Source organism: Streptomyces sp. NPDC059679 (genome assembly GCF_042734105.1).
In the GTDB taxonomy this organism is placed as follows: domain Bacteria; phylum Actinomycetota; class Actinomycetes; order Streptomycetales; family Streptomycetaceae; genus Streptomyces.
Genome location: NZ_JBHWES010000009.1, coordinates 184,966 through 203,642, shown reverse-complemented (window position 1 = coordinate 203,642; position 18,677 = coordinate 184,966). Strand labels below are relative to the sequence as shown.

The window sequence follows — 18,677 nt, the reverse complement described above, 5'->3', positions numbered from 1 at the left end:
TGTGGCGCGTTTTCCTCCGGAATGCCTTGATGGGGGCCCTTGATCGACGATAGTTTCGCTCGTCATGTACCCGCCCAGGCGCGACTCGCGCAGGGCGGTCTGTACGGATGATGTGGAGACCCCATGGCTCATCACAGACCGGCAGCACAACCGGGCATCAGACGACGGCGCGCCCTGGCGGCGGTGCCGGCCGGGTTGGCGCTCACCGCGTCCCTCGTCCTGCTCCCCCAGGCGGCCTCGGCCATCCCCCGGGGCGCGCCGACCTCTTCGGCCCTCACCTCTACGGCCGCGGCTGACGGCCCGTCGCTGTCGTACGTGGTCAACACCGCCGCCGACCACGGCACCGTCGGCGAGGTGAAGAAGGCGATCACGGCCTCACACGGCACGGTGGTGACCGCCTATGAACGAATAGGAGTCATCATCGCCCATTCGAAGGACCCCGCTTTCGCCAAGACGATCCGTCAGGTGCGCGGCGTCCAGTCGGCGGGCGCGACCCGCACCGCGCCGCTGACCCCGGCCGCCACCACCGAGGTCGGCAGGCCCGAGAAGGTGCCGGCGCCCCGGACCTCGGCGACGACCGCGGCGAAGGCGCTGGCCGCCGGGCAGGAGCCGCTGGAGTCCCTGCAGTGGGACATCCCCGCCATCAAGGCCGATCAGGCCGCCAAGGTCAACCCGGGCAGCCGTAAGGTCACCGTCGGCGTCATCGACACCGGCGTGGACGACACCCACCCCGATCTGGCCCCCAACTTCTCCCGGTCCCAGTCGGCCAGTTGCGTCGGCGGCGTCGCCGACACCAGCCCGGGCGCCTGGCGCCCGTGGAACCCGGCCGAGGACTACCACGGCACGCATGTGGCCGGGGAGATCGCCGCCGCGCGCAACGGCGTGGGGGTGGCCGGCGTCGCGCCCGGGGTGAAGGTCTCCGCCATCAAGGTCAGCGAGCCGACGACGAGCCTGTTCTACGCGGAGAGCGTGGTGTGCGCCTTCGTCTTCGCGGCCGACCACGGCGTCGAGGTGACGAACAACAGCTACTTCGTCGACCCGTGGAAGTACAACTGCGCCGCCGACCCGGACCAGAAGGCGATCACCGACGCGGTCGGCCGGGCCACGGCGTACGCGCAGCGCAAGGGCGTGGTCAACGTCGCCTCGGCGGGCAACTCCAACGACGACCTCGCGGCCGGCTCGCTCACCGACGCCACCAGCCCCAACGACACCACCCCCGTGGAGCGCACGGTCGACCCGTCGGTCTGCCCGGACGTGCCCACCCAGTTGCCGGGCGTCGTCACGGTCTCCGCGACCGGCGTCACCTCCCTGAAGTCGTACTACTCCAGCTACGGCCTGGGCCAGGTCGATGTGGCGGGCCCGGGCGGCGACAAGTACCAGGTGCCCGAGCTGCCCGCCAAGGACGGCCGGATCCTGTCCACCATGCCCGGCGGCGACTACGGCTATCTGCAGGGCACCTCGATGGCCTCCCCGCATGTGGCGGGCGTCGCGGCGCTGATCAAGAGCACGCGCCCCAAGGCGAGCCCGCAGGAGATCCAGTGGCTGCTGAAGGCCCAGGCGGACAACCCGGGCTGCCCCGCCGGGCCGTACGACCCGGACGGTGACGGCGACACGGACGCCGTCTGCACCGGCACCAAGCACATCAACAGCTTCTACGGCTACGGCATCGTCGACGCCTTGGACGCGGTCACCAAGTGAGCGATCACTACGCAAAAGTTCGCCCCGTGACGCCGCACGCCCAAGCCCGCCCAACCACCAGAACCGGAGTACCCATGACGCCGCGTACCGCCGCGATACCCGCCGCCCTGGCGCTCACCGCCGCCCTGGCCTTCCTGCCCACGACCGCCGCGACCGCCGTCGGCAGCTCCAGCGGCTCCGACAGCTCCGACAGCTCCGTCGGCGGCTCGGCCCTGGCCTCCGGGGCCGCCGCCGACGGCCCGTCGCTGAGCTACGTCGTCAACACCCGCCCCGGCCATGGGAACGCGGCCCGGGTGAAGAAGGCCATCGCCAAGGCCGGGGGCAGCGTCGTGATGGCGTACGACCGGATCGGCGTCATCGTCGTCCACTCCGCCGACCCCGACTTCGCCAAGACGATCCGTCAGGTGCGCGGCGTCGCCTCCGCGGGCGCCACCCGCACCGCCCCGCTGCCCGCCCAGTCCACGACCGACACCGGCGCGCCGCAGGTGCTGTCCGAGGCGCAGCAGAAGGCCGTCGCCGCGCGGGCCGCCGCCGGGCAGGACCCACTGGAGCCGCTGCAGTGGGACCTGCCCGCGATCAAGGCGGACAAGGCCCATGAGAAGAGCCTGGGCAGCCGGGACGTCACCGTGGGCGTGATCGACACCGGCGTGGACGACACCCACCCGGACCTCGCCCCGAACTTCGACCGCAAGGCGTCGGTCAACTGCGTCACCGGCAAGCCGAACACCGCCGACGGCGCCTGGCGGCCCTCGGCCTCCGAGAGCCCGCACGGCACCCATGTCGCCGGGGAGATCGCCGCCGCGAAGAACGGCATCGGCGTCACCGGGGTGGCCCCCGGGGTCAAGGTCTCCGGCATCAAGGTGTCCACGACCGACGGCTTCTTCTATACCGAGGCCGTGGTGTGCGGCTTCGTCTGGGCCGCCGAGCACGGCGTGGACGTCACCAACAACAGTTATTACACCGACCCCTGGTACTTCAACTGCACCACCGACCCGGACCAGAAGGCCCTGGTCGAGGCCGTCACCCGGGCCTCGCGGTACGCGGAGCGCAAGGGTGTGGTCAATGTGGCCGCGGCGGGCAACGAGAGCTACGACCTGGCCGCCGACTCCATCACCGACCCCTCGAGCCCCAACGACACCACCCCCGGCGACCGGGAGATCGACCCGCGCACCTGCCTGGACATCCCGACCCAGCTGCCGGGCGTGGTCACCGTGGCCTCGACCGGGGCCAAGGGGCTCAAGTCCTCGTTCTCCAACTACGGCCTCGGCGTGATCGACATCGCGGCCCCCGGCGGCGACAGCACCGTGTACCAGAAGCCGGCGCCCCCGGCGGAGAGCGGGCTCATCTACAACACCCTCCCCGGCGGCAAGTACGGCTACATGGCGGGCACCTCCATGGCCTCCCCGCATGTGGCCGGCGTCGCGGCGCTCATCAAGAGCACCCACCCGCACGCCTCCGCCGGGCAGGTCAAGGCGCTGCTCAAGGCCCAGGCCGACGACACCGCCTGCCCCGACCCGTACGACATCGACGGGGACGGCAAGGCCGACGCGGTGTGCGAGGGCGGCCCCGCGTACAACGGCTTCTACGGGGCGGGGATCGCGGACGCCCTGGACGCGGTCACCAAGTAAGGCACTGACACAATGCACGGGCCGCCGGGCGGGCTCCGCCCGGCGGCCCGTACGTATGCTCCGATGCCGCGAGAGGACCGTCCCGTGGACCGCGACGACGCCTGGGGGCCGCTGCCCAACCGTTCCAGGGCCCTGCTGGTCCCGCTGTTCCTGCTCACCGTGGTGGTTCTGCCGGTGTGGTGGGTGCTGCTGCTGGCCGTCTTCCTGGTCTTCCTCGCGTTCGCGTTCGTCGGGGAGGTGCTGTCGCTGATCCCCGGCTTCGAGAAGGGCTTCACCAAGCTGCTCGACTCGTTCGGGGACCGTGTGGAGATCTGGCCGCGCTGGTGTGTGACGCTCCCCGAGCTGCGGCACGAGGGCGACGCCGGCTTCTACCGGGCGCGCGTGGACAAGAAGCTCACCGCGTGGACCCGTAAGGAAGAGGCGGCCCAGACGGCCAGGAAGGCCCCGCCGCCCGGCCCGTACGAGGTATGGCTGCGCGACTTCCGAGGCGTCGGCGCGGGCTATGTCGTCCAAGCGGCGCGCGGGCTGGGCTGGGAGCTGAGCCACGACCGGCACTCGGACCCGGAGCGCGTGGTCAGGCTGCGGCGGCTGCCGGTGACGGCCTGAGCCCTGGGACAGGTTGCCACAGGGCGTCAGGGCGGCCGTGAGGGCCGTGCGTTGGGCCCTGCTGGAGCGGACTGTCGGCTGCGGCCCGTATCCTCATGGACCATGCTCGAAGACCGCATGGCCGCCGCACCGCGGCTCGTATCGCCGCCCTCGCCGTGGCCGGCCGCCTATCCCGACGGATACGCGGTCGTCGACGTGGAGACGACCGGGCTCGCCCGCGACGACCGGATCGTGTCCGCCGCGGTCTACCAACTGGACGCGCGCGGCGCCGTGCAGGACCACTGGTACACCCTGGTCAATCCGCAGCGCGATCCGGGCCCGGTGTGGATCCACGGCCTGACCAGCGACACCCTGGCCGATGCGCCGCTCTTCGCGGAGGTCGCCGACGAGTTGGCCCAGCGCCTGGACGGCCGGGTGCTGGTCGCGCACAACGCGGTCTTCGACTGGTCGATGCTCGCCCGGGAGTACGCGCGCGCGGGGAGCGCCGCGCCGGTGCGGCAGCGGCTGTGCACGATCGCGCTCTCCAAAGAGCTGGGCCTGCCGCTGCCCAATCACAAGCTGGAGTCCCTGGCCGCGCACTACGGGGTGGTCCAGGAGCGCGCCCACCACGCCCTGGACGACGCACGGGTGCTCGCCGAGACCTTCCGGCCGAGTCTGCACGCGGCCGCCGCGGGCGGGCTGCGGCTGCCCCTGCTCGCCTGCCAGCCGCTGACCGAATGGTCCGACGCCCCCCGGCCGATCGGCTACCAGCGGTCCTACCGCGCGACCAGCTGGCGCCCCAGCCGCAAGCGCCCGTCCTGCCCCTACCCCAACCCGGGGCGCTACGAGCCGGGCGGCCGGCTGGTCCAGGGCATGCGGGTGGCCTTCTCCGGCGACACCTCGATCGACCGCGAGCTGCTGGAGGACCAGGCGATCGAGGCCGGGCTGCACGTGGCCACCAGCGTCTCCCGGCTCACCAGCCTGCTGGTCACCAACGACCCGGAGGCCGCGACCTCCAAGATCACCAAGGCGGCCTCCTTCGACACCCCGGTCATCGACGAGGCGGCCTTCACCCAGCTGCTGCGGGACGTCGCCCCGGCACCCGACAAGTGAAGCCGACAAACAAGTGAAGCCAGCAAACAGGTGAAGTCGGCCCAACACGCCCGGCCGCCGCTCCCCCACCCCGACCCGCACCCCGCACCCTGTGCCCCATGGCACGTTGCGAGGTCTGCGGAAACGACTACCACCTGACGTTCGAGGTGCACGCGCAGGGCGCGGTGCACGTCTTCGACTGCTTCTCCTGCGCCATCCACCGCATGGCGCCCATCTGCGAGCACTGCCGGTGCCAGATCATCGGCCAGGGCGTGGAGGTGGACGGCCACTTCTACTGCGGAGCCCACTGCTCCCGGGCGGAAGGGAAGGTGGGGATCATCGACCGCGTCTGAACCACGTCTGGACGACATCTGAACCACATCTGACCGAAAACGCCCCGGATCGTCCCTCTGTCGTCCCCTCACCGTCTCCGACGGCCGGGGGGCGGTCCGTGGCGAGAATGACCGGCGAGTACTGTCAAGGTCGTGTACCGCTTCCTGTTGTCCCGGCAGTGGGTGATCCTCACGCTCGTGGGGCTCGCCCTGATCCCGGTCATGATCCGACTGGGCTACTGGCAGCTCCACCGGCATGAGCACCGGGTCGCGCAGAACCAGCTGATCGCCGACAACCTGGACGCTCGGGCCGTCCCCGTGGACCGGCTCACCGGGCCCGGACGCACCGTCGCCTACGACGAGATGTGGCGCACCGTGACCGCCAAGGGCCGGTACGACACCGGCCACGAGGTGGTCGTACGCCAGCGGACCGCCGCCGACGACCAGACCATCGGCTACTACGTGCTCACCCCGCTCGTCATGGACGACGGCCGGGCCGTCCTGGTCAACCGCGGCTGGATCCCGGCGGGCAACGACCTCACCCGCTTCCCCAAGGTGCCCGCCGCCCCCTCCGGCGAGATCACCGTCACCGGCCGCCTCAAGCGGGACGAGACGACCGGGAACAGCGGCATCAAGGACAAGCAGGGGCTGCCCGCCCGCCAGGTCATGCTGATCAACAGCGGGCAGCTGGCGAAGTCCCTGTCCGAGCCGGTCCTCGGCGGCTACATCGAGCTGACCAAGTCCTCCCCCAAGGGCAGCGACCAGCCCGAGGTGGTCCCGGAGCCGGACCACAGCGGCATCGGCCCGCATATGGCGTACGCGATCCAGTGGTGGCTGTTCTCCGCGGGCGTGCCCATCGGCTGGGTGATCCTGGTCCGGCGCGAGCTGCGCGACCGGGCGGCCGCACGGGACGCCGAGCCCGCGCCCGAACCCGAGCCCGCCGGGGTCTGACCGGTCACGGCCGGTCCCGCGCCGACCTCCCTTACGCTCGCCGAGGGCCCCACGGCAGACTGACCCCATGGATCTTGGACTCAAAGACCGGGTGTACGTCCTCACCGGAGCCAGCCGCGGGCTGGGCCACGCGGCCGCTCGTGAGCTGGTCGCCGACGGTGCGAAGGTCGTGATCACCAGCCGCGACGAAAAGACGGCGGCGGAGGCCGCCGCCGAACTGGGCCCGAACGCCGTCGGCGTCGCGGCCGACAACGCCGACCCGGCCGTGGCCGAGCGCCTGATCGCCACGGCCCGTGACCGCTTCGGCGGCTTCGACGGCGTACTCATCAGCGTCGGCGGCCCTCCGGCGGGCCTGACGGCGAACATCACCGACGAGCAGTGGCGGGCGGCCTTCGACTCCGTCTTCCTGGGCGCGGTCCGCCTGGCCCGCACCGCCGCCGCGGAGCTCTCCTCCGGCGGTGTGATCGGCTTCGTCCTCTCCGGCTCCGTGTACGAGCCGATCCCCGGTCTGACGGTGTCCAACGGGCTGCGGCCGGGTCTTGCGGGCTTCGCGAAGTCCCTCGCCTCGGAGGTGGGCCCGCGGGGCATCCGGGTCGTCGGCCTGCTGCCGGCCCGTATCGACACCGACCGGGTCCGCGAGCTGGACTCGCTGTTCGGCGACGCGGACGAGGCGCGGGCCCGCAACAGCGAGCAGATCCCGCTGCGGCGCTACGGCACACCGGAGGAGTTCGGCCGGGCGACGGCGTTCCTGCTCTCGCCCGCCGCGTCGTATCTGACCGGCGTCATGCTGCCGGTGGACGGCGGCGCGCTGCACGGCTTCTGAGCCGCACGGCCTGAGTGACGATACGTACGGAAGGGGGCCCGGCGGTACGGACCGGGTCACCCGGCCCTCATTCGCCGGGGGTCGCCGCGCGCAGGGTGTCGACGGTCCGTTCGAGCTCGGCGACCCGTTCGGCGAGCCGGCGGTTCTTGCGGTGCAGCTCCAGGAACACATTGACCTTGGTGCGCAGCAGCCAGGGGTCGAAGGGCTTGGTCACGAAGTCGGCGGCGCCGATCGCATAGCCCCGGTAGGCGTAGTCGGAGTCGGTGTCCTCCCCGGTCAGCAGGATGATCGGGACGTCTTTGGTCTGGTCGAGGCGCTTGATGGTGGCGGCCGTCTCGAAGCCGTCCATGCCCGGCATCAGGATGTCGAGCAGGACGGCCGCGAAGTCCTGCCGCAGCATGGCCTTCAGCGCCTCCTCCCCGGAGTGGGCGCGGACCAGCCGGAGATCGAGCGGGCCGAGGACGGCTTCCAGCGCGATCAGGTTCTCCTCCATGTCGTCGACGATCAGAATCGCCGACTTCTCGGGTGCGCCGCCGCTCATGTCCGCCCCCGCCCCGGCGGTCCGGTGTCCGCGGCGCCCGCGCGGGCCGCGGCGGTCCCGCCGGGCGGGCTGCCCAGCGGATCGAGCAGATCGCAGACGGCCGACAGCAAGCGGTCGACGTCCACGGGCTTGGGGACGTAGTCGTTGGCGCCGCTGTCGATCGCCTTCTCCCGGTCGCCCGGCATGGCCTTGGCGGTGAGGGCGATGATCGGCAGATCGGCGAGGCGGGGGGTGCCGCGGATGGCCCGGATCGTCTCGTAGCCGTCCATCTCCGGCATCATCACGTCCATCAGGACCAGGGAGACGTCGGGGTTGCGGTGCAACACCTCCAGGCCCTCACGGCCGTTCTCCGCGTATTTCACGGTCATGCCGACCCGGCCCAGCACATGGGTCAGCGCGAAGACGTTGCGGATGTCGTCGTCGACGACGAGGATGCGCCGCCCGCTCAGCACCCGGTGGGGGCGGCCGGACTGCCATTCGCTGAGCCGGGTGGTCTCCGGCCAGGACTCGTCGCGGCCGTCGCCGCCCGACCGGCGTGAGACGCCCGTCAGGCTGGTCTCGTCACCGAACACCCCGCTGGGCGCGTGGTCGGCGACGTCCGGCATCTGCTCGTCCGGCGCGGGGGGCGCGGCCGGGACGGTGGAGCCGGTGGCCCGGGGTTCCGACGGGTCGGGCGCCGGGACGATACCGGCGTAGTGCGAGGGGACGTAGAGGGTGAAGCGGGAGCCGACGTTCACCTCGCTCTCGGCGACGATCCGGCCGCCCAGCATTCCGGCGATCTCCCGGCTGATGGACAGGCCGAGCCCGGTGCCGCCGTACTTGCGGCTGGTGGTGCCGTCGGACTGCTGGAACGCCTCGAAGATCACGGACAGCTTCTCGGGCGGGATGCCGATACCGGTGTCGGTGACGGAGAAGGCCACGACGGCGTCCGCGCTCCGCAGCGTCTCCTCGCTGAACTTCTCTCCGGGCGCCCGCTCGACGTGCAGCTTCACCCCGCCCGAGGAGGTGAACTTGAGCGCGTTGGACAGCAGGTTGCGCAGGATCTGCTGGAGCCGCTGCTCGTCGGAGAACATCTCGCGCGGAACGTCCTCGCCGACGGTGATCTCGAAGGACAGGCCCCGGTCGACGGCCAGCGGCCGGAAGGTCGCGTTGACGTAGTCGAGCAGCTTGACCACCGGCAGCTTCCTGGGGCGTACGTCCATCCGGCCCGCCTCGATCTTCGACAGGTCGAGGATGTCGTTGATCAGCTGGAGCAGATCCGAGCCGGAGCGGTGGATGGTGGTGGCGAACTGCTCCTCCTGCTCGGACAGCCGCCCGTCGGGGTTGTCGGCGAGCAGCCTGGCCAGGATGAGCAGCGAGTTGAGCGGGGTGCGCAGCTCATGCGACATGTTGGCCAGGAACTCGGACTTGTACTGCGAGGCGGTGGCCAGCAGCGCGGCCTTCTCCTCCAGCTCCGCGTTGGAGCGCTGGAGCTCGTTGGAGCGCTGGCGCAGCTCGGTGGTGAGCCGCTGGGACTCCGAGAGCAGGGACTCGGTGCGGGCGTTGGCGATGATGGTGTTGATCGATACGCCGATGGTGTTGACGAACTGGTCGACGAAGGCCAGGTGGACCTCGCTGAACCGGCTGAAGGAGGCCAGCTCGATCACCCCGAGCACCTGGTCCTCGTATTGGATCGGCAGGATGACGACGCTCGCCGGGACCGCGGACCCGAGCCCGGAGTCGATGGTGATGAAGTTCGGTGGGACGTCGGTGATCAGGATGCGCTTCTTCTCGATGGCCGCCTGGGCGATCAGTCCGCGGCCCGCCGACCCGCTCCGCGGCAGCGGCCCCTTCTCCGGGTTGATGCCGTAGCCGGCGATGAACTCGAGGCCCTCGCCCGGCTTGGCGCCGCCCTGGGTGAGGAAGAACGCCCCGAACTGGGCGTTGACCAGCGGAGTGAGCTCGCGCAGGATCAGATCGGCGACCTCGACCAGATCGCGGTGGCCCTGCATCAGGGAGGCGATACGGGCGAGGTTGGACTCCAGCCAGTCCTTGGCCCTGGTGGTCTCGCGCAGATTGGCCACCATGACGTTGACGTTGTGCTTGAGCTCGGCGACCTCGCCCTGGGCCTCGACCGAGACGGACGCGGACATATCGCCCTGGGCGACCGCGGAGGCGACCTCGGCGATGGCCCGCACCTGGGTGGTCAGGTTCAGGGCGAGCTCGTTGACGCTGGTGGTCAGCCGCTTCCAGGTGCCGTAGACCGCCTCGACCCGGGCCTGGCCGCCCAGCCGGCCCTCGCTGCCGACCTCGCGGGCGACCCGGGTGACCTCGGAGGAGAACGAGGAGAGCGTGTCGACCATCGTGTTGATGGTGGTCTTGAGCTCCAGGATCTCGCCGCGCGCGTCCACGTCGATCTTCTTGGACAGATCGCCCTGGGCGACGGCGGTGGCGACCTGGGCGATGTTGCGGACCTGGGAGGTCAGGTTGGACGCCATGAAGTTGACGTTGTCCGTCAGGTCCTTCCACACCCCGGAGACGCCCGGCACCTGAGCCCGGCCGCCCAGCTCCCCCTCGGTCCCGACGTCGCGGGCCACCCGCGTGACCTCGTCGGCGAACGCCCGAAGCTGCTCGACCATGGTGTTCACGGTGTCCTTCAGCTCCAGGATCTCGCCCCGGGCGTCCACCGTGATCTTCTTCGACAGGTCGCCGTTGGCCACCGCCGTGGTCACCTGGGCGATGTTCCGCACCTGCGAGGTCAGGTTCAGCGCCATGAAGTTGACGTTGTCGGTGAGTTCCTTCCACACCCCGGAGACCCCGCGGACCTGCGCCTGACCGCCCAGGTTGCCCTCGGTGCCCACCTCACGGGCCACCCGCGTGACCTCGTCGCCGAACGCGGAGAGCCGGTCGACCATCGTGTTGATCGTCGACTTGAGCTCCAGGATCTCGCCCTTGGCCTCCACCGTGATCGTCTTGCTGAGGTCTCCCTCCGCCACCGCGGTGGCGACCTGGGCGATGTTGCGGACCTGGGAGGTCAGGTTGTCCGCCATGAAGTTGACGTTCTCGGTCAGGTCCTTCCACACGCCCGATACGCCCCGGACCTGGGCCCGGCCGCCCAGCTCACCCTCCGTACCGACCTCGCGGGCCACCCGCGTGACCTCGTCCGCGAACGCCGACAGCTGGTCGACCATCGTGTTCACGGTCAGCTTCAGCTGAAGGATCTCGCCCCGGGCGTCCACGGTGATCTTCTGCGAGAGATCGCCGTTGGCCACCGCCGTGGTCACCTGGGCGATGTTGCGCACCTGCGAGGTCAGGTTGGACGCCATGAAGTTGACGTTGTCCGTCAGGTCCTTCCACACCCCGGAGACCCCGCGGACCTGGGCCCGGCCGCCCAGCTCACCCTCGGTGCCCACCTCACGGGCCACCCGCGTGACCTCGTCCGCGAACGCCGACAGCTGGTCGACCATCGTGTTCACGGTCAGCTTCAGCTCCAGCAGCTCCCCGGTGGCCTCGACGGTCACCTGCCGGGTGAGGTCGCCGCGCGCGACCGCCGTGGTCACCACGGCGATGTCCCGCACCTGCGCCGTCAGCCGGGAGGCCATGGTGTTGACGGCCTCGGTGACCTCGCGCCAGTCGCCGGACAGCCCCTGGACCTTGGCCCGGCCGCCGAGCCGGCCCTCGGTGCCGACCTCGCGGGCGACGCGGGTGAGCTCACCGGTGAACAGCGACAGCTGGTCCACCGTGCGGTTGACGCCGCGCCCGAGCCGGCTCAGATCGCCGCGCAGCTGACGATTGCCGTCGTGCAGGTCGACGCGTTTGGTCAGATCGCCCGCGGCGACCGCGTCCAGCACCTGCGTGGCGTTCGAGACGGGGCCGACGAGCGCGTCCACCAGCTGATTCGCCGCGTCCACACTGGTCGTCCAGGCCCCTTGGCCGGGGCTTGCCGTGATCCGCTCGTCGAGTCTGCCCTGCCGTACCACTTCGCGGCGCACCCGCTGCAGCTCCGAGGCCAGATGGGCGTTCCGCACCACGAGTTGGTTGAACGCCCCGGCCATCTCGCCGAGCGTGCCCTCTTCCGCGCTGTTGGCGCGCACGGAGAAGTCCCCGTCACACAACGCCTGCATCGCACCCAGCAGGGACCGCAGGCCTGCCGCGCTCACCCGCTCCTCGCCGGGCGCGAGGCCCGGGGATTCGGGGAGGACGTCGGAACGTATGTCCATGGGGGTCGGGTCATTTGCCATGACATCGTCTCTTATGGATCGATTCGCACTCCTGTGCCTGTCATAATATGGCACCGAAATGACCTAATCGCCCCGAAGCGCCAGGAGCAGCTGGTGGGAGCTTTGCTTCCTCTCTCGCGGGAGTCCGTATCGCGGACCATGCTGCCCGGGACCGTGGGGGCGCCCGCCGCGGCGCGCGCGTTTGTGCGCACCACGCTGACGGGAGCGGGCGCGCCGGCGGTCCTCGGGCCGCGCCCGCTCGGCGACCGGCTGACCGAGGACGCCGTGCTCCTGGTCAGCGAGCTGGTCACCAACGCCGTGCTGCACGCGGGCACCGAGATCGAGGTCGTCTGCCGGCTGCAGACCACACCCCCGGGCGTCGTCGTCGAGGTGAGCGACCTCCACCCCGCCAGCGCGGTGTACGGCGGCCAGGACACCCGGCGCCGCGGCCGCGGCCTCCAGCTGATGGGCGCGCTCGCGGAGTCCTGGGGCGTGACGTACCACCGCACCCGCAAGGCGGTGTGGTTCCGGCTGGACGCCGCGCCGGAGGGGTCCGGGGGCGATGCCCTCCCGGTCGACGCGGTGGGCAGCGAAGTGCGCTTCGCCAAGGCCCTCGCCCCGGCCGCGCCGCCGCGGCACCGGGAAGGCTCCGGTGGGTGGGTGGACCGCGGCGGGCCGTCGTTCCTCGCGGAGGCCAGCGACCTCCTCGCCGGACAGCTGGACGAGAACATGGTCGCCGCCCTCGCCGGGCAGCTCCTGGTGCCCCGGCTCGCCGACTGGTGCGCGGTATGGCTGAGCACCGAAGGCCAGAGGCTGCGGCTGCGCCGCGTATGGCACAGCGACGAGCGCCGCAACGACGCGCTCCGGCTGGCGCTCGAGAGCCACCCGCCGCCCACCGGACTCGACCCCTCAGGCACCCCCTGGCCCTGGCCCGAGCCCGCGGACGGCCGTGGCGCGGGCGGGGCCGCACTGGCGTTCCCGCTGCTCGCCCAGGGCCGCAACCACGGCGTACTGCTGCTGGGGCGGGCGGGCGTGACCCAGCTGACCGAGGGCGTGGCGCGGCTGTCGGGCGATGTGGCCCGGCGGGTGGCCCAGGCCGTGGCCACCGCCCGGCGCTACACCCGGCAGGCGACCATCAGCCGGGCGCTCCAGCGCCGGCAGCTGCCCACCTCCCTCGCCCATATCCCGGGCGTCGACACGGCGATCGTGTACGAGCCGCACGGCGAGGAACAGACCGTCGGCGGTGACTTCTACGACCTGTTCCCGATGGGCGGCCGCCGCTGGTGCTTCCTGCTCGGCGATGTGTGCGGCAGCGACCCGGAGGCGATGTCGGTGACCGGTCTGGCCCGCCATCTGGTCCGGCTGCTGGCCCGCGAGGGCCACGGCGTCGAGTCCGTGCTCTCCCGGCTGAACCAGGCGCTGGTGGAGGAGGGCGCCGAAGCCGTGGCCGTCGGCGGCGAACAGGCCCGGCCGCGCTTCCTGAGCCTGCTGTACGGCGAGCTGGAGCCCGACCCGGCCACAGGCAGCGCCCACTGCACACTGGCCAGCGCCGGACACCCGCTGCCGCTACGGCTGACCGCCGAGGGCTCGGTGGTCACCACGGGCAGCTCCCAGATGCTGCTGGGCATCGACGAGGGCGCCGAGTTCCACGCCGACAACTTCGACCTGGCGCTCGGCGAGACGCTGCTGTGCGTCACCGACGGGGTGACCGAGCGGCGCAGCGGCAACCGGCAGCTGGACGACGACGACGGCCTCGCCGACATCCTGCGGGGGTGCGCGGGCCTGGGCGCCAAGGCGGTGGCGGAACGGGTCCGGCGCGCCGCCCATGACTTCGGCCCCGAGCCGATCGACGACGACCTCGCGGTGCTCGTACTCGAAGCGGTGCCGGTACGGCCGCTGCCGGTGCGGATGGCCCAGCCGTAGACGGTGCGGCGAGGTGCCGGCGCGGTGGCGCCGCCGTGGACGGCGCTACTCGCCCAGCCCCGCCAGGTCGCGCAGCCGCCGGGCCTGCGCGGCGCGCTCGGCGGCGCGCTGCTCCTCGTACGTCCGCTCCCCCGCCCCACGCAGCAGCGCCTTGGTCTCGATCACGGCGTCGCGGTCCGCGGCGAGCAGCGCCGCCGTCAGGTCCCGGACCGCGGCGTCCAGCTCCGCGGCGGGCACGACCAGGTTGGCCAGGCCGATGCGCTCGGCCTCCTCGGCGTGGACGAAGCGGCCGGTCAGGCAGATCTCCAGCGCCCGGGCGTAGCCCACGAGGGAGACCAGCGGATGGGTGCCGGTGAGGTCGGGGACCAGCCCGAGGCTGGTCTCGCGCATCGCGAACTGCGCGTCGTCGGCGCAGACCCGCAGGTCACAGGCGAGGGCCAGCTGAAAGCCCGCGCCGATGGCATGCCCCTGGACGGCAGCGACGGAGACGATGTCATGCCGCCGCCACCAGGTGAACGCCTCCTGGCACTCGGCGATGACGGCGTCCAGCTCCGAGTCGGAGCGGCGGGCCAGCTCGGGGAAGGACGGCTCGCCGTCGAACCCCTCGGGCGTGAGCATCTGCCGGTCGAGCCCCGCAGAAAAGGACTTGCCCTCGGCGCGCAGCACGACCACCCGGACGCTGCCCGGCAGCGCCCGTCCGGCCTCGGCCAGCGCCCGCCAGGTCGCGGGCGACTGGGCGTTCCGCTTGTCGGGGTTGGTCAGGGTCACCGTGGCGATCGCATCGTCAGCGGTGAGGTGAACGCCGTCCTTGTCCAGCAGGGTCACGGAAGCCTCCGGTGGGTGCGGTCACACACTTAAGTGACTGCACAGTAACCACCCGGCCGACGGTCCGATCAACCGGGTGGCACCGCTCATACCCACCGGTACGACATGTCTGGGGTGTCAGGCCGTTGTTGCGGCCTTCTTGCCCCGTGTCGCTCCACCGCGACCACGCAGGGCCACGCCGGACTCACTGAGCATCCGGTGGACGAATCCGTAGGAGCGGCCGGTCTCCTCGGCCAGCGCCCGGATGCTCGCACCGGAGTCGTACTTCTTTTTCAGGTCTGCCGCGAGCTTTTCGCGCGCGGCGCCGGTCACCCGGCTGCCCTTCTTCAGAGTCTCGGCCACCCGTGCCTCCTCATGGGAAGTGCGCTCTGGACTCTCATGATCACCCCTAGGCGGCTTCCTGGCCACCCATTCGGCAAGGTCTCTGGAGGAAGGCTTTCCCGAATTGATGGGGTGATCGCCCCCGGAATTGAAGATTCCGCAGGCAGTCGCGCTCAGAAACGGTCCACATGATGGACGAACCGGCAGGTCAGGCCGTCGGTGGTCGCGATCGCACCACCGCACGCCGGCGCGCGGCACGCTTTATGCGCCGGTCACTGACGACGCGCCGCGGTACCAGCCGTTCTCACTCAGATGAAGGATCACGCCTAGGCCGAATGATCTATGGCGCATGATCTACGAGAGGGCGGATCCGTAGCGGATCCGGAGCAGATCCGTGGCGGCTCAGGCGAGCGCGACGAGGTCCGCGTAGTCCTCGCCCCACAGGTCCTCGACGCCGTCCGGCAGCAGAATGATCCGCTCCGGCTGCAGCGCGTCGACCGCGCCCTCGTCGTGGGTGACCAGCACCACCGCGCCCGTGAAGGTGCGCAGCGCGCCGAGGATCTCCTCGCGGCTGGCCGGGTCGAGGTTGTTGGTGGGCTCGTCGAGCAGCAGGACGTTGGCCGAGGAGACCACGAGCGTGGCCAGCGCGAGCCGGGTCTTCTCACCGCCGGACAGCACACCCGCCGGCTTGTCGACGTCGTCGCCGGAGAAGAGGAAGGACCCCAGCGTCTTGCGGATGTCCACGAGGTCGAGATCGGGGGCGGCCGAGCGCATGTTCTCCAGGACCGTGCGGTCCGGGTCCAGCGTCTCGTGCTCCTGCGCGTAGTAGCCGAGCTTGAGACCGTGGCCGGGGGTGACCTGCCCGGTGTCCGGCTTCTCGACCCCGGCCAGCAGCCGGAGCAAGGTCGTCTTGCCCGCGCCGTTGAGCCCGAGGATGACCACCCGCGAGCCCCGGTCGACGGCCAGGCCGACGTCGGTGAAGATCTCCAGCGAGCCGTACGACTTGGACAGGCCCTCGGCCGCCAGGGGCGTCTTGCCGCACGGGGCCGGGTCCGGGAAGCGGAGCTTGGCGACCTTGTCGGACTGCCGCACCGCTTCGAGGCCGGACAGCAGTTTCTCGGCGCGGCGGGCCATGTTCTGCGCGGCCACCGTCTTGGTGGCCTTGGCCCGCATCTTGTCCGCCTGGGAGTTGAGGGCCGCGGCCTTCTTCTCCGCGTTGGCCCGCTCCCGCTTGCGGCGCTTCTCGTCGGCCTCGCGCTGGGCCTGGTAGAGCTTCCAGCCCATGTTGTAGATGTCGATGACCGAGCGGTTGGCGTCCAGGTAGAAGACCTTGTTGACGACCGTCTCGACCAGGTCCACGTCGTGGGAGATGACGATGAAGCCGCCGCGGTAGGTCTTCAGGTAGTCCCGCAGCCAGATGATGGAGTCGGCGTCGAGGTGGTTGGTCGGCTCGTCCAGGAGCAGGACATCGGAGTCCGAGAAGAGGATCCGGGCCAGCTCGACCCGGCGGCGCTGACCGCCGGAGAGCGTATGCAGGGGCTGGCCGAGCACGCGGTCGGGCAGCCCGAGGCTGGCGGCGATGGTCGCGGCCTCCGCCTCGGCGGCGTAACCGCCCTTGGTGAGGAACTCGGTCTCCAGCCGCTCGTACTTCTTCATCGCGCGCTCGCGGGTGGCGCCCTTGCCGTTCGCCATCCGGTCCTCGTTCTCGCGCATCTTGCGGAGCACGGAGTCCAGCTCACGGGCGGAGAGGATGCGGTCGCGGGCGAGCACGTCGAGATCGCCGGTGCGCGGGTCCTGGGGCAGATACCCGACCTGGCCGGAGCGGGTGATGGTGCCGGCGGCCGGGATGCCCTCACCGGCGAGGCACTTGGTGAGGGTGGTCTTGCCCGCGCCGTTGCGCCCGACGAGGCCGATGCGGTCGCCCTTGGCGACGCGGAAGGAGGCGGACTCGATGAGGACACGGGCGCCGGCGCGCAACTCGATGCCGGAGGCGGTGATCACGGGAATTACTCCAGGGCGGGGTGGACGGCTGGACGGACGGGCGAAAAGAGGCCGACGCCGTCTAATGCACGAGGAGAATTGCCATGCGATTAGTTTAGCGGGGCCCGCAAGGGCTTTTTCCCGGCCCGGGCGGGCCTCCCAGGTACGGGGCCGGGGTCCGGGCTGCCTAAGCGCCGCCCGTGTGTACCTGGAAGGCCGCGCGGCGGACCGCCTTGGCGAGGGCCGGGTCGGGGTGGGCGGCGGCCAGTGCGACCAGGACCTGCACGGTGCGGGGGTGGCCCACGGCCCGTACCTCCTCCAGCAGCGCCGGGACCGTGCCCTGCACGGCGGACTCCAGATGGCGCACGAGCAGCGGGCTCTCGCCGTGGTCGGAGATGGCCGCGGCCGTGTCCACCCACAGCCAGGTGGCCTCCTCGCGGGTCAGCACGTCCAGCGCGTCCTCCGGGTCCACCCCCTCGTGCTCGGCCAGCCACAGCAGCGCGTACGGGCGCAGCGCGGACTCGTCGACCACGGCCCGTACGGTCGGCTCGGCGGGCGCCCCGACGACGCGCAGCGCCTCGAAGGCGAGCCCGCGCAGCAGCGCGTCGTCGCCGCGGGCCGCCTCGATGAGCTCGGTGACGGCGCTGCCGACGGGCCGGGCGGCGAGCCAGGCCCGGTACTCGGCGCGGGCCGGGCCGGGGGTCAGGCCCGCGCAGCCGCGCAGCATGTCCGCGGCGGGCTGCTCGATGTTCCCGGCGGGGCTCTGGGCGGCGACGCAGATCTGCTCCAGCTTGACCCACACCGCCCAGTTGCCGAGCGCGGTGAGGACGGCCTCCCGCGCGCCCTCCCGCGCCCCTTCCACGGCCTCCCGCGCTGCCTCCGCCGCCTCCTGAGGGCCGTCTGCCGAGGACCCGTCCAGCACCACGAGCGCGCCCACGGAGGCGAGCGCGTCCAGGGCCCAGTCGAGCAGCGTCTCCAGGGAGTGGTCCAGGGAGTGGGCGGCGTCCGGCGTCCCGGCGGGCGGGGTGTCGTCGGGGCCCGGGGCGGCCACCGGGCCGTACGGCACCTCGCACCGCTCGGTGCGCAGCTCGGCGACGCGCTGCTGGAGCATGTCCAGAAGCGTCGCGACCTGCACCGGACCGGCCGACAGCTGAAGCAGGGACAGCAGCTGCGGCAGCGCCTCCACGACCTCGGCGACGGCCGTGGGCTCGGCCGTGACCGGCGCCGGGCGGTCCAGGGACCAGGCGTCGAGCAGCGCGACCCAGCCGCGCAGCACCGCGCTGTCGTCGCGGTCCCAGGCGCGCAGCCGCCAGCCCGGGCGGGCGATGCCGCCGTGCAGCTCGATCAGGCCGACCAGGCGGGCCCGGTCCCAGTCCGCCCGGATCCGTTCGGGGGGCACTCCCAGGGCGGTGGCGGCCTCGGCGACGGCCTCGGCGGGGAGCACGCCCGGGACGGCGTGCCGGCTCGCGGCCCAGCGGGCGATCTGTACGGCCCCGGCAAGTCCCGACCTGGCCTGCCGGGCGAGCTCCGAGGGCGGCGGAGTGCCCTCGGGCGGGCGGGGCGTCGGTCGGGAGCCGCGGTTCGGCACAACCCGGCGGGCTGTGGCCATCGGCCGCTGGCGGACGAGTCGGAGCCGGGAGTCGCGCGGAGTACGGGACGTCACGGGAGCAGTCTCGCCCGTGACGGCCCGAAAGCCCAATCGGCACCCGTACGGCGGTTGCCCGCGCTGGTCACAAAGGTCGCCGACGGCGCTTCCGGATCCCCTCTGTGCGCCGGTGG

General features: G+C 71.7%; 14 protein-coding genes. 8 read left to right on the top strand and 6 right to left on the bottom strand.

Translation table 11 applies throughout. The features are described 5' to 3' along the window. The first annotated feature begins 123 nt into the window (after nt 1–123). From ACFV2X_RS13730 to ACFV2X_RS13700, 7 genes are all read left to right on the top strand, one after another. Nucleotides 124–1,698, top strand: coding sequence for a S8 family serine peptidase (locus ACFV2X_RS13730; RefSeq protein ID WP_385615496.1), 1,575 nt, complete (start codon nt 124–126; stop codon nt 1,696–1,698). Between the two features lie 74 nt (nt 1,699–1,772). Then, entirely contained in the window at nt 1,773–3,326 is a 1,554-nt protein-coding gene (locus tag ACFV2X_RS13725) for a S8 family serine peptidase (protein ID WP_385615494.1), read from the top strand. Between the two features lie 84 nt (nt 3,327–3,410). After that, a complete protein-coding gene (locus tag ACFV2X_RS13720) occupies nt 3,411–3,932 on the top strand; it encodes a hypothetical protein (protein ID WP_385615492.1) in 522 nt (173 codons plus the stop codon). Nucleotides 3,933–4,034: 102 nt separating this feature from the next. Continuing rightward, nucleotides 4,035–5,024, top strand: a complete 990-nt coding sequence (locus tag ACFV2X_RS13715; RefSeq protein ID WP_385615490.1) for a DEDDh family exonuclease — start codon at nt 4,035–4,037, stop codon at nt 5,022–5,024. A gap of 98 nt (nt 5,025–5,122) precedes the next feature. After that, nucleotides 5,123–5,356: a hypothetical protein gene (locus ACFV2X_RS13710; protein WP_353595123.1), complete on the top strand. Its 234-nt coding sequence runs from the start codon at nt 5,123–5,125 to the stop codon at nt 5,354–5,356. A 132-nt stretch (nt 5,357–5,488) separates the two neighbouring features. Beyond that, the gene (locus ACFV2X_RS13705) at nt 5,489–6,286 is read left to right on the top strand and encodes an SURF1 family protein (protein WP_385615487.1); all 798 of its coding nucleotides are present in this window, start codon (nt 5,489–5,491) and stop codon (nt 6,284–6,286) included. A gap of 67 nt (nt 6,287–6,353) precedes the next feature. Continuing rightward, nucleotides 6,354–7,109: an SDR family oxidoreductase gene (locus tag ACFV2X_RS13700; RefSeq protein WP_385615484.1), complete on the top strand. Its 756-nt coding sequence runs from the start codon at nt 6,354–6,356 to the stop codon at nt 7,107–7,109. 67 nt (nt 7,110–7,176) lie between these two features. Here ACFV2X_RS13700 and ACFV2X_RS13695 read toward each other — a convergent pair whose 3' ends face one another. Together ACFV2X_RS13695 and ACFV2X_RS13690 are read right to left on the bottom strand one after the other, a co-directional pair. Next, nucleotides 7,177–7,650 (bottom strand): two-component system response regulator, encoded by a 474-nt coding sequence (locus ACFV2X_RS13695; RefSeq protein WP_385615481.1) that lies wholly within the window; start codon nt 7,648–7,650, stop codon nt 7,177–7,179. After that, the gene (locus tag ACFV2X_RS13690; protein ID WP_385615478.1) at nt 7,647–11,849 is read right to left on the bottom strand and encodes a HAMP domain-containing protein; all 4,203 of its coding nucleotides are present in this window, start codon (nt 11,847–11,849) and stop codon (nt 7,647–7,649) included. The genes ACFV2X_RS13695 and ACFV2X_RS13690 overlap by 4 nt, the downstream gene beginning before the upstream one ends. Before the next feature lie 159 nt (nt 11,850–12,008). On the opposite strand from ACFV2X_RS13690, the gene ACFV2X_RS13685 reads away from it, so the two are divergent. Then, entirely contained in the window at nt 12,009–13,772 is a 1,764-nt protein-coding gene (locus ACFV2X_RS13685; RefSeq protein ID WP_385615564.1) for a SpoIIE family protein phosphatase, read from the top strand. A gap of 45 nt (nt 13,773–13,817) precedes the next feature. On the opposite strand, the gene ACFV2X_RS13680 is transcribed toward ACFV2X_RS13685, so the two are convergent. The 4 genes from ACFV2X_RS13680 to ACFV2X_RS13665 all read right to left on the bottom strand — a co-directional run bounded on the left by ACFV2X_RS13680 (nt 13,818) and on the right by ACFV2X_RS13665 (nt 18,561). Then, nucleotides 13,818–14,597 (bottom strand): enoyl-CoA hydratase/isomerase family protein, encoded by a 780-nt coding sequence (locus tag ACFV2X_RS13680; protein ID WP_385615476.1) that lies wholly within the window; start codon nt 14,595–14,597, stop codon nt 13,818–13,820. A 117-nt stretch (nt 14,598–14,714) separates the two neighbouring features. Beyond that, nucleotides 14,715–14,939: a helix-turn-helix domain-containing protein gene (locus tag ACFV2X_RS13675; RefSeq protein WP_179285460.1), complete on the bottom strand. Its 225-nt coding sequence runs from the start codon at nt 14,937–14,939 to the stop codon at nt 14,715–14,717. A 381-nt stretch (nt 14,940–15,320) separates the two neighbouring features. Further along, nucleotides 15,321–16,919, bottom strand: a complete 1,599-nt coding sequence (gene abc-f, locus ACFV2X_RS13670; RefSeq protein WP_385615473.1) for a ribosomal protection-like ABC-F family protein — start codon at nt 16,917–16,919, stop codon at nt 15,321–15,323. Nucleotides 16,920–17,085: 166 nt separating this feature from the next. Next, nucleotides 17,086–18,561 carry a hypothetical protein gene (locus ACFV2X_RS13665; protein WP_385615470.1) on the bottom strand — a complete coding sequence of 492 codons (1,476 nt, stop codon included), beginning with the start codon at nt 18,559–18,561 and terminating at the stop codon, nt 17,086–17,088. Nucleotides 18,562–18,677 lie beyond the last annotated feature (116 nt).